General features: G+C 52.2%; 9 protein-coding genes and 1 pseudogene. All 10 read right to left on the bottom strand.

What is annotated here, in order from left to right; all coding sequences use genetic code 11:
- The coding region (locus ACR0P9_RS02690) for a HisA/HisF-related TIM barrel protein (RefSeq protein WP_432617309.1) at positions 1-188 on the bottom strand (188 nt) is incomplete at its 3' end.
- Positions 189-190: 2 nt separating this feature from the next.
- The gene (gene hisA, locus ACR0P9_RS02685; protein ID WP_432617308.1) at positions 191-913 is read right to left on the bottom strand and encodes a 1-(5-phosphoribosyl)-5-[(5-phosphoribosylamino)methylideneamino]imidazole-4-carboxamide isomerase; all 723 of its coding nucleotides are present in this window, start codon (positions 911-913) and stop codon (positions 191-193) included.
- Positions 910-1,527: an imidazole glycerol phosphate synthase subunit HisH gene (gene hisH / locus ACR0P9_RS02680; protein ID WP_432617307.1), complete on the bottom strand. Its 618-nt coding sequence runs from the start codon at positions 1,525-1,527 to the stop codon at positions 910-912. The genes hisA and hisH overlap by 4 nt, the downstream gene beginning before the upstream one ends.
- A gap of 12 nt (positions 1,528-1,539) precedes the next feature.
- Positions 1,540-2,607, bottom strand: coding sequence for a pyridoxal phosphate-dependent aminotransferase (locus ACR0P9_RS02675; RefSeq protein WP_432617306.1), 1,068 nt, complete (start codon positions 2,605-2,607; stop codon positions 1,540-1,542).
- Between the two features lie 19 nt (positions 2,608-2,626).
- Positions 2,627-3,310, bottom strand: coding sequence for an ATP phosphoribosyltransferase (hisG, locus tag ACR0P9_RS02670; protein WP_432617305.1), 684 nt, complete (start codon positions 3,308-3,310; stop codon positions 2,627-2,629).
- Positions 3,307-4,491, bottom strand: a complete 1,185-nt coding sequence (hisZ, locus tag ACR0P9_RS02665) for an ATP phosphoribosyltransferase regulatory subunit (RefSeq protein ID WP_432617304.1) — start codon at positions 4,489-4,491, stop codon at positions 3,307-3,309. The genes hisG and hisZ overlap by 4 nt, the downstream gene beginning before the upstream one ends.
- Before the next feature lie 151 nt (positions 4,492-4,642).
- Entirely contained in the window at positions 4,643-8,992 is a 4,350-nt protein-coding gene (locus tag ACR0P9_RS02660) for a PolC-type DNA polymerase III (protein WP_432617303.1), read from the bottom strand.
- Positions 8,993-8,995: 3 nt separating this feature from the next.
- The gene (gene ispG, locus ACR0P9_RS02655) at positions 8,996-10,051 is read right to left on the bottom strand and encodes a flavodoxin-dependent (E)-4-hydroxy-3-methylbut-2-enyl-diphosphate synthase (RefSeq protein ID WP_432617302.1); all 1,056 of its coding nucleotides are present in this window, start codon (positions 10,049-10,051) and stop codon (positions 8,996-8,998) included.
- Positions 10,052-10,077: 26 nt separating this feature from the next.
- Positions 10,078-11,106 (bottom strand): RIP metalloprotease RseP, encoded by a 1,029-nt coding sequence (gene rseP, locus ACR0P9_RS02650; RefSeq protein ID WP_432617301.1) that lies wholly within the window; start codon positions 11,104-11,106, stop codon positions 10,078-10,080.
- A gap of 24 nt (positions 11,107-11,130) precedes the next feature.
- Positions 11,131-11,628: pseudogene (locus tag ACR0P9_RS02645) on the bottom strand (1-deoxy-D-xylulose-5-phosphate reductoisomerase); the annotation flags it as partial.

The following is an 11,628-nucleotide window of genomic DNA, read 5'->3' as shown; positions in this document are numbered from 1 at the left end:
GCAATGGTCTGGCGGTTCTCATAGGTCGCTGTAATGTCCAAAAAGACAATCTCATCCGCGCCCTGCTGCGAATAAAAGGTTGCCAGTTCTACCGGATCGCCTGCATCGCGCAGATTGACAAAGTTGACGCCCTTGACCACGCGGCCATCATTGACATCCAAGCAAGGGATAATACGTTTTGCGAGCATCGTTACGCCTCCCCTGCTGCCACAGCAATTGCCTGCTTGACATCCAGCTGACCGGTATAAACCGCTTTACCGGCAATGGCTTCTTCAATGCCCATGTCGCGCAGTTTTGCAATGTCTTCCAGTGTAGAAACGCCGCCGGATGCCACAATGCCGCAGGAAACGGCATCGCGCAGTGCCTGCAACTGAGCAAAGTTCGGACCAGACAGCATACCGTCCTTATCAATATCCGTAAAGATGATGGTCTTGACGCCGTAAGACTCCATCAGCTTGGCAAAAGCAATGTAATCCGTGCCGCTGTCCTTGATCCAGCCCTCGGTACGAACGGTGCCGTGCAGCGCATCAATGCCGACAGCAATTTTATCACCGTATTTCTCGCAGGCTTCCTTGACAAATTCCGGATTCTTCACCGCCGCAGAGCCGATAATGACGCGCTTGACGCCCAGCTCCAGCACGCGCTCGACATCCTCCATGGTGCGGATGCCGCCGCCCAGCTCAACAGCTGCGCCGGTCTGCTCAATGACGCGGCGAACGACCGGATAGTTCGGATGCGTGCCATCCTTTGCGCCGTCCAAATCCACCATGTGAATCTGCTCGGCACCTGCCGCCAAAAATGCCTTTGCGGTATCTACTGCATCCTCTGCAACCTTGTGTGCGGTTGCGTAATCGCCTTTGACCAGACGGACACACATCTGATCGTGCAGGTCAATTGCAGGTAAAATTCTCATTCTGCCCCTCCTACCATGTTTCCGAAGTTGCGCAGGATCGTCATGCCGACCTCTCCGCTCTTTTCTGGATGGAACTGACTGCCATACATCTGTCCGCGTCCAACCAATGCTGTGACTTGATCGTTGTAATCACAGGTTGCAATCAAGTCCTTGGTATCCGACGGGCACATCTTAAACGTGTGCACAAAGTACACATACGCGCCTTCCGGCACGCCCGCCAGCAGCGGATCCTGCTTGTGATACTGCAAGCTGTTCCAGCCAATCTGCGGCAGCTTGAGATCGGTTTCTATTTTCTGTACGCGGCCCGGCAGCAAGCCCAGACCCTTTGTCGGATGAATTTCGTCACTCTCCTCAAACAACATCTGTGCGCCGAGGCAAATGCCCAAAAACGGCTTTGTCTTGGCAGCCTGAATCAGCGACTGCGTGAGACCGGATTCCTCCAGTGCCTGCATGGCATCCGGAAACGCACCGACACCCGGCAGGATAATGCCGGACGCCTGTTCCATCAGCTCCGGTGTGGTGACAATTTTATTTTCCAGCCCAAGAAAATTCAACGAGTTGGATACGCTCATGAGATTTCCTGCGCCATAATCAACGATTCCAATGTATCCCATCGTGTTCTCCTTTTATGCCTGCAGCTCAGCGCAGATGTCTTCCAGCTCGGTCAGCAGGGTTGCATTTTCCTGCTCGCTGCCGGTCGTAATGCGAAGCATCTGGAATTTCGGGAAGCAGCGCACGCAAATGCTGCGCTTTTTCAGCTCTTCAAAAATCTCCGAGCACTTGTCCGTGCGCAAAACCGCAAAATTGGTATGTGTCGGCAAAACGGTAAACACGCCGTATTTCTCCGCCAGCTTCTGGCACGCCTGTTCCAGCTCTTCCTTGCGGGCAATCAGCTGCTTGCACTGCTCCTTCTGCCAGCTGGTATCTTCCAGCACAATGCAGGCAGCGAGCTGTGTCATCGTATTGATGTTATACGGAGAGCGCGTCTTATTGAGCTGGTCAATCAGGTCTTTATAACCGATAATAAAGCCGCAGCGCAGGGCTGCACAGCCAAACGCCTTGGACAGCGTTTTCATCACGAGGACGTTTTCCAACGCTGTAGAACAGTCGAGAATGCTCTGATCCCAGAAGTCCATGTACGCCTCATCGACAACGACCAGCGTGTCTTCCAGAGCCATGCAGATGCGGACTGCTTCGCCATGGTCAAAGCCCTGACCGCCCGGATTGCACGGATTGGAGAAAATCAAAATATCCGGCTTTTCTGCCTTGGCGCGGTCAATAACCTCCTGCTCGGTCAGCATAAATTCGCCGTCCTTGAGCATATTGACGACCTCCAGCTCTGCAACTTCTGCATAAAACTGATACATGGAGAAGTCCGGAGACAAAACCATGACCTTGCCGCCGCGCGGCGCAAAGGTATTCATAATCAGAGAAATCAGTTCATCTGAACCATTGCCGACAACAATATTGCCCGGTGCAATGCGGAATTCTCTGCCTGCCAGACGGCGGACATCTGCCACCGTCGGGTCAGGATAGCGATTGAAATCAATGGTATCAATGCTGGCTGCGATGGCATCGCGCAGTTCCTCCGGCAGGGAGAAATAGCTCTCGTTGGCATCCAGCTTAATCTGATAGACATCCTCGCACGGATCATACGGGGTCATGCTTGCCAGCTTTTCCGGTAATTTAATCATGTCTTGCTTCCTCCCGTACTTATTTGTTGTCCTGCTTCTTTTCTGCCTTCTTGGCCTCGTCCTTTGCCTTCAGACCTTCTTGCAGCTGGTCAGTCAGCTCCTGAATCTGCTGCTTCTTCAGCTTCATGCTCGCCAGATTGACAATGACACGCGCGCTGATCGGTGCAACGGTCTCATACGGCTCCAGACCATTTTCCTTCAGGGTCGTGCCGGTCTCAACAATATCGACAATGGCATCGGCAAGACCGAGCAGCGGAGCCAGCTCGACGCTGCCCTCAATCTTAATGATATTGACATCCATGTTCTTGCGGGAGAAGAAATCGCGCGTTACTTTCGGATACTTGGACGCAATGGTTCTGGTGTGATACCCAGCATAGAAATCCTCACCCTTCTTGCCGCACAGGCAGAAGCGGCACTTGCCGAAGCCCAGATCCAAGGTCTCATAGAACGAGCCGCCCTTTTCCATAATGGTATCCTTGCCGACGACGCCCATATCGCACACGCCGTGCTCGACATAGGTGATAACGTCAGCCGCCTTGGACAGCACGAGTTCAATGTTAGAATTCGGCAGGCGGAAGATAAGCTTGCGGGAACCGGAGCGCAGTTCGCTGACATCATAGCCGGAATGCTCCAGCAGCTCCAGGGTCTTCTTTTCCAATCTGCCCTTTGTCAGAGCGATACGAATGATATTATCTGGAGTCATGCCTGTACCTCTACTTCCTTCACAGCACCATCACGGAAAATCACGAGGGTGCGATAGCCCTTTTTCTTTGCCAGCTCCATGGCTTCCTTTTCGGTGTCGCACGGTGCCAGCGCTGCCAATTCACTGTTTGTATTGATGTAATTGAGTGCGCTCTTGAGATCGCTTCTCTCGCAGAATACCAGCTCCTGCGGAATGACCTTTTTCTTGAGGTCAACCGATTCCGACAGCGCATCAATGTCGATAGCAAAGCCGGTTGCCGGAATATCTCTGCCGAACTTCGCGCACAGATTGTCGTATCTGCCGCCCGCCAGCACCGGAGAGCCTGCGCCGCCCATATAACCGCGGAACATCAGACCGGTATAGTAGTCAATCTCCTGTACCAGACCCAAGTCAATCATGACGTTTTCGCCATAGCCTGCGTTGGTAATCGCTGCAATCAAATCCTTCAGGTAAGCTACTGCCTTGAGAACACCCGGATTGTCGGTCAGGCTTGCCAGCTCATCGAGTACTTCGCTGCCGCCGAACAGATTCGGCATTGCCTTGAGGGCACGATATGCCTCTCGATCCTGATACGGCTCCAGCTCATCGCCCAGTGCCGCATAGGACTTATTCTCGATATTGGAACGAATGCGCTCTGCGGTCTCTGCATCAACGTTGAGCGACTGAATCAGTTCCTTATAAATGGCTGCATAGCTCAGCTCAATGCGGAAGGTCTCGCCGCGAACCGCTGCCAGAGCAGCAAATGCGGTGGTCAGAATATCAATATCTGCCATCATGCCGCGTGCGCCGAGCAGCTCTGCGCCTGCCTGCATCACTTCGGTAGAATGTCCGCGGTGGAACGAGCTTGCGCGGTGTACCTTCTGCATATAATACAGACGCAGCGGAAGCACATCATCATTGAGCTTGGTCGTAACCACACGTGCAATCGGTGTGGTGTTATCCGGACGCAGCACAAGCAGTCTGCCATTGCGGTCGGTCAGCTTGTACATTTTTTCCTGTCCGATGGACGAACCTGCCTGTGTGAATACATCATAGTATTCCAGCGACGGTGTGATGATTTCATCATAACCGCGTGCTTCAAACAGATCTCGGATTCTCTTCTCATTCTGCCGGAACATACGAGTTGCCGCGAATAAACGGTCGCGGGTGCCCTCCGGCGTGGAGATTGCATACTGATTCATACTATCTAACCCCTAAATATAATGTTTATTGTTTTATCACTTTAGCGCGTTAACATGATAACACGACTAGTTTGGTATGTCAAGACTTCTTGGAAATGTTACGGAAAAGAAAGCAAAATCTTACACTTTTTTGATTTTTCTTTTATCTTTCTCAAAACAGCGACACCTGTGTACTCGTCGGCATTTCGGACAGTGCGCCGATGCTTGCCAGCGTTTCGACAACGCTCTTCGACACGCGAGAGCAGCGCACAACGATTTCCTCCTGCGACAGGAACGGGCCATTTTTGCGTTCTTCGACAATTGCCTGTGCAGCCTGTTCACCGACGCCCGGCATTGACGAGAACGGCGGAATCAGACCCTTTTCTGTGATGACAAACTGTGTCGCCTCAGATTTATAAATGTCCATCGGTTCAAAGACAAATCCTCTGTGATAAAATTCATGAACGACTTCCAATGTGGTCATCATATCTTTTTCTACCGCAGAAATGGTCTTATCGCGTTCTTTTGCCTGCAATTCATGGATTTTATCCAAGCAGACCTTATCTCCCAGTACCATACAGGACGCATCAAATGCCTTTGCACGAATAGAAAAATACGCAGAATAGAACGCCAACGGCTTATGCACCTTAAACCAAGCAATGCGATACGCCATAATAACATACGCAACCGCATGTGCCTTCGGGAACATGTACTTGATTTTCTTACACGAATCAATATACCAATCCGGCACATTCTGTTTTTTCATCGCTTCTTCCATCTCCGGCTTCAAGCCCTTGCCTTTACGCACGGACTCCATCGTCTGGAAGCTCAATTTCGGGTCTACCCCCTTGCCAATCAGATAGTTCATAATATCATCTCGGCAGCAAATGCATTCTTTCAGCGGAATGCCGTCATGTACCAAGTCCTGTGCATTGCCCAGCCATACATCCGTGCCGTGCGACAGACCGGAAATACAGAACAATTCGTCAAATGTCGTCGGTTTGGTCTCCTTTACCATGCCGCGCACGAATTTCGTACCAAACTCCGGCACGGCAATACAGCCGATGTCGCCCAAAATCGGGTCTGGTTCGTCTGAGACATATTTCAACGCCTTGTTGGACGTAAACAGACTCATGGTCTCCGGATCACCGAGCGGAATGTTCTGCGCGACAACGCCGGTCATGTTTTCCATGTGCTTGATAATCGTCGGGTCATCGTGTCCCAGCTCGTCCAGCTTGAGCAGGTTCTCGTCAATGGAATGATACTCAAAATGCGTCGTGATAATCTCTGAATTCGGATCATCCGCCGGATGCTGCACCGGACAGAAATCGTAAATATCTACTTCTTTCGGCACGACAACAATGCCGCCCGGATGCTGGCCGGTATTTCTGCGGATGCCTGTGCAGCCCTTGACCAGTCGATTTTCCTCTGCGCGTCCCACTTCCATGTCGCGCTCCGCCATGTACTTTTTGACATAGCCGTATGCGGTTTTTTCCGCAACGGTACCAATCGTACCCGCGCGGAATACGTGGTCATGACCGAACAGCTCACCGGTATACCAGTGAATGGTCGGCTGATATTCGCCGGAAAAGTTCAAGTCAATATCCGGCACTTTATCGCCGTTAAAGCCCAAGAATGTCTCAAACGGAATGGAAAATCCCTCTTGATTGAGCGGTTCTCCGCACTTTGGACAGGTCTTGTGCGGCATATCCGCGCCGCAGCCAAAGCCCTCATTTTCGTGCCATTCGATATAATGGCATTTCGGGCACAGATAATGCGGCGCGAGAGAATTTACCTCGGTGATGTCCGACATAAACGCAACCAGCGACGAGCCGACAGAACCACGGGAGCCAACCAGATAGCCATCCTGCAGCGATTTTGCCACAAGTTTCTGCGCAATCATATACATTACATCGTATCCGTTGCCGATAATGGAACCCAATTCGCGTTCCAAACGCGCCTTGACCTTTTCCGGCAGCGGATCGCCGTACATGCGCTTGGCCTTTTCGTAGCACATGCGCTCCAAGTCCTCGGCGGAGTTCTCCATCTTCGGCGGATAGTTTTCCCGCGGCACAGGCCGCAGCGTGTCGCACCAGTCCGCAATCATATTCGTGTTTGTGACAACGACTTCCATCGCGCGGTCTTCGCCCAAATACGAAAACTCTTCCAGCATTTCATCCGTCGTCTTGAGGTACAGCGGTGCCTGATTGTCTGCGTCTTTGAAGCCCATGCCCGCCATGAGAATCCGTCGGAACGCTTCGTCCTCCGGCTCCAAGAAATGCACGTCGCCGGTCGCCACACACGGCTTGCCCAGCTCGTCTGCAATCGCCAAAATCTTGCGGTTGTAATCGCGCAGCTCTTCTTCATCCTTAGCTGTGCCGTTGGCAATCATAAATTGGTTGTTGCCAATCGGCTGAATTTCCAAATAGTCATAAAAATCGGCAATTTTGAGCAGATCTTCATGCGATGCGCCGTGTACCATCTCGGAAAACAGCTCGCCTGCCTCACAGGCAGAGCCGAAAATCAAGCCTTCTCTGTGACGAATCAGCTCACTGCGCGGCATGATCGGCTTTTTGTTAAAGTATTTCAGATTGGAATAGGAAATCAGCTTGTACAGATTTTTCAGTCCCACTTGATTTTTTGCCAGAATAATAAAATGATAGCGGCGCAGATTCTTCAGGCTGCCGGTCTTGGCTTTGAGTCCCGCCAGCAGCGGATTGATGTCGGAAATCTTGGTCGCGTGCAGCTCATCCCGCATCTTTTCCAGCAGCTTGATAAAAATTCTGCCCAAAACTGCGGCATCTTCGCTCGCTCTGTGGTGATCGAATGGGCCAACTTTGAGCTTCTTCGCCATGACATCCAGCTTGTGCCGTTTCATGTCCGGAAACAGAATCTTACTCATTTCCACTGTATCAATGGATGTAAATTCCCGCTCGATGCCCAGCCGTTCACAGGCACGGTTGATAAACGCCATATCAAAGCCCGCATTGTGCGCGACAAGCGGCAAATCTCCCGCAAATTCCAAGAATTTCGGCAGGGCTTCAGAAAGCTCCGGTGCGTCCTTGACGGTCTCATCGGAAATGCCCGTCAACTCGGTAATATTCTCCGGAATCGGCTTGTGCGGATTGACATAGGTCTGGAATTCTTCCAGTACCTCGCCATTGCGCACCTTGACCGCTGCAATCTCCGTCATTTCTTCCTCTGTCGGCTTGAGACCGGTAGTCTCCGTGTCAAAGCAGACAAACGTTTCATCAAGCGGCGCATCATATTTGCCCTTGACAACGGATACATTGCCGGAATCATTGACATAATACGCCTCGACGCCGTACAAAATCTTCAAATCAATGCCGTTTCGCTCAATGGCGTGCATGGCTTCCGGAAAGGCCTGCGCCACACCATGGTCGGTAATTGCCATGGCCGTATGTCCCCACAGCTTGGCTCTCTGCATCAGAGATTTTGTCGTGGACATACCGTCCATCGCAGACATATTGGTATGCAGATGCAGCTCGACACGCTTTTTCTCTGCGGTGTCCATGCGCATCTTTTTCTTACTCAACACGATGCCTGTCGGCTCCATGATGGTTTCTTTTTCAAAGTTATCAAAGCTGACTTTGCCCTGTACCGTCAGATACATACCCTCTGTGATGAGGTCGATATATTCGCCAGCCTTTTCCTTGGCAAGGAACTTGCTCACACGCATTGAACCGTGTAAATCCGTGATGTCAAAGCCGACTTTGACCCATTCCTTGCCGGTGTTCTTGCTCTTGATTTCGCGGGTCTCCACCAAAAAGACCTCGCCGCGAATGGTCGCACTGTCTACTGCGTGCAGTGCTTCCTGAATGGATACAACCGGCTGATCCACCAATCTGCCGTACAGCAGATTTTCATCTTTCTTGATGGCAAATGCCTTGCGGTTGTAGTGCACTTCGCCCTTGTCCGCACGAACCGGCTTTTTCTTGGGCTTTTCTTTCTTTTCCTGTGCGGGCTGCGCGTGCATCAGCTGTTTGAGCATGTCTTCTCTGCCCTGTTCCGTCTTTTGCGCCAAGCGCAATTCGGTTTCTTCATTGGAGGTCTCTGTATTGACCGCACAGGTCAAGCCGGTCTCTGTGCGAATCATTTCCGGCAGCTGCCGCAGGTCATGCGCGAGATACTCCACGCCGCTTCCCAGCATGGAGACCGTCAGACCGTCTGCCGTCATATCCCATTTGCTGTCGGTCAAATATCCCTGTGCCGACGGCTTGCGCAGAACCAGATAGTCTTTCAAGCTGTCGACATATGGCTCTGTCAAGGTTTTGAGCTGATAGCGCGGCGCAATGCGCACGCGCGACAGACCGTACACGGAGCGAATGCCTTTCTCCATGTCAAACAATGCCTTTCTCGGCACAATGTCGTCAAACTGGACACGACACAGCACGGCGCGTCTATCATGGCTCACCACAACGGAGCATACCTCTCCGTTTGTGAGGTATGCTCCGTGATCTTTGCTTTCATATCGTTCAAACAGATCTCCCAGTGTGGTCAAATCTTATCCTTGCTCCTTTATGATCGCATGAATTTCTTTCATCAGTTCATCTACCAGCTGTTCCTGCGGCACCTTGCGCAAAATCTCACCGTGACGGAAAATCATACCGACACCGTCACCGCCCGCAATGCCAATATCCGCTTCGCGCGCTTCGCCGGGGCCATTGACAACACAGCCCATCACAGCGACTTTCAGCTTGGCATCCAGTCCGGCAACGCGGCGTTCTACCTCATTGGCAATGCCAATCAAATCAATTTTGGTACGGCCGCAGGTCGGGCAGGATACAATGTTTACGCCGGTATCATTGAGACCGACTGCCTTCAAAATCGCATAGGCTGCTGTGATCTCATGTACCGGATCTGCGGTCAGCGAAACGCGAATCGTGTCGCCGATGCCCAGTGCCAGCAGACCGCCGATGCCTGCCGCAGACTTGATGGTTCCCATGTACTCGGTTCCTGCCTCTGTGACACCCAGATGCAGCGGATAATTGGTCTTTTCGTGCATGAGCTGGTATGCCTGCATCGTTGTCGGCACACTGGACGATTTGAGGGAAATGCAAATATCATCAAAATCGTACTTGTTGAGCAGCGATACATGATACAGTGCACTCTCTACCATGGCTTCCGGCGTCGGAGAACCGTATTTTTCCAAGATATGCTTCTCAATCGAGCCGGAATTGACACCGATGCGAATCGGAATATGCTTCGCCTTACATGCCTCAGCAACAGCCTTGACGCGCTCTTCCGCGCCAATATTGCCCGGATTGATGCGAATCGCACTGACACCTGCTTCCGCAGAAGCAAGTGCCAGCCGATAATCAAAATGAATATCCGCTACGACCGGAATCGGAGAATTGGCACAGATGGTTTTCATCGCCTCAGCAGCAGCCATATCCGGCACCGTGCAGCGAACAATATGACAGCCAGTGGATGCCAGCCGCTCAATCTGTGCCAGAGTTGCCTGTGCATCGCGGGTGTCTGTATTGGTCATCGACTGCACAGCAATCGGTGCGCCGCCGCCAACCGGCACATTGCCGACCAAAATCTGTTTTGTTTTCATACTCCTCTTCCTTTCTATCTCGTATCTTACGCTGCACCGAGTAGCCGCAGAATATCCTGCCAAGTCACATAGACCATGAGAAGCATCAGAACAGCGAATCCTCCAAAATGAATATAGCCTTCGTATTTTCGCGGAACCGGCTTACGCGCAATCAATTCAATGAGCACAAACAGCAGCCGTCCGCCGTCCAGTGCCGGAAGCGGCAGCAGATTCATCACGCCCAAGTTAATAGAGATGAACGCGATGAGCAGGAAAAAGCTCGTCATGCTGCTCTGCGCCGTCTGCACAAGCACATCGGTCACGCCGACCGGTCCGGACATCTGGTCAATGCCTACCTGCCCGCTGACCAGCTGCTTTAGGCTGATCCACACGAGCCGCGCGTAGTCATACGACCGATACACGGCATTTTTTACTTTATCTACTATCGTCAGCTTGGTCACGGTGAAATCCACGCCGTACCGCTGTACACCATCGTATTCCGCCGGTTCCAGCTTGACATTGTGCAGCTCTTTCTTTTCGCCGTTACGCTGCACGACAATGTCATAACTGGTGTCTGCGCCAAGGCTCAGTCCTGTTGTGACATCCGAAGTCAGCAGCACGCGATAGCCGTCAATGCTGAGAATGCGGTCGCCTTCCATCAGCATACTCTCGCCCTGCGATGGAAAACCATCCGCAAAGCCTTGAATCACCGGCTCTGTGCCTTCGGTCTGCGGCAGCAAAAGCACCAGTACGATGAGAAAGCCTAACAGGAAATTCATCAGCGCACCGGCGGCAAGAATCAGTGCCCGCCAGCCAATCGGCGCACCCGCCAATGTGCCCGGCTGATCCTGTTCCGTGTCCTCGCCTTCCATGACGCAGGCACCGCCAAACGGCAGGATACACAGCTTAAAATCCGTCTCACCGATTTTCTTATGCGCGAAGGCCGGTCCCATGCCGACCCAAAATTCGAGCACATGCACACCGGCAGCCTTTGCCGCCATAAAATGCCCGAATTCATGGACGATGACCAGACAGCCAAACGCCAAAATCGCTAAAATTACAGTCAAAATGGTCAAAGAAACACCTCTTACGAGCCAAATTTAAGACAGCAACAGTCCCTTGACAATCTCACGGGCTGCGCGGTCACTTGCCAAAACGTCCTCAATGGTAATCTCCGGCAAGTACTCGACTTCGTCCATCGCCGCCTGTACCAGCTCCGGAATGCGATAGAACGGAATCTTATCGTGCAGGAACAAATCGACTGCCGCCTCGTTTGCGCCGTTCATAATCGCACCGAGATTGCCGCGGGCAGCTGCCGCGCGGCGCGCCAGTCCCAATGTTGGGAACGCCTCTTCATCCGGCGCAAAGAACGTCAAATTGTGTCTGCGCGGCAAATCCAGCGGCGGCACCTTGCACGGTACGCGCTCCGGATAGGTCAGGGCATACTGAATCGGCAAACGCATATCCGGATTGCCCATCTGGGCAATGACAGAGCCGTCTTCAAATTCGACAGCGGAATGCACAATGCTCTCTCTGTGCACAACAATATCAATATCATCCGGCTCTACGTCGTACAGCCACATCGCTTCGATCAGTTC

The organism is Butyricicoccus sp. (assembly GCF_050872565.1).
GTDB lineage: Bacteria > Bacillota > Clostridia > Oscillospirales > Butyricicoccaceae > Butyricicoccus_A.
The sequence above is the reverse complement of the archived record's forward strand: the minus strand, read 5'-3'. Positions and strand labels throughout refer to the sequence as shown.

Bases quoted from the DNA above. Each gene is read 5' to 3' on its own strand.
- hisZ (WP_432617304.1), bottom strand. From the start codon at position 4,491: ATGAATCAGTATGCAATCTCCACGCCGGAGGGCACCCGCGACCGTTTA.
- ACR0P9_RS02675 (WP_432617306.1), bottom strand. From the start codon at position 2,607: ATGATTAAATTACCGGAAAAGCTGGCAAGCATGACCCCGTATGATCCG.
- hisG (WP_432617305.1), bottom strand. From the start codon at position 3,310: ATGACTCCAGATAATATCATTCGTATCGCTCTGACAAAGGGCAGATTG.
- hisA (WP_432617308.1), bottom strand. From the start codon at position 913: ATGAGAATTTTACCTGCAATTGACCTGCACGATCAGATGTGTGTCCGT.
- ispG (WP_432617302.1), bottom strand. From the start codon at position 10,051: ATGAAAACAAAACAGATTTTGGTCGGCAATGTGCCGGTTGGCGGCGGC.
- hisH (WP_432617307.1), bottom strand. From the start codon at position 1,527: ATGGGATACATTGGAATCGTTGATTATGGCGCAGGAAATCTCATGAGC.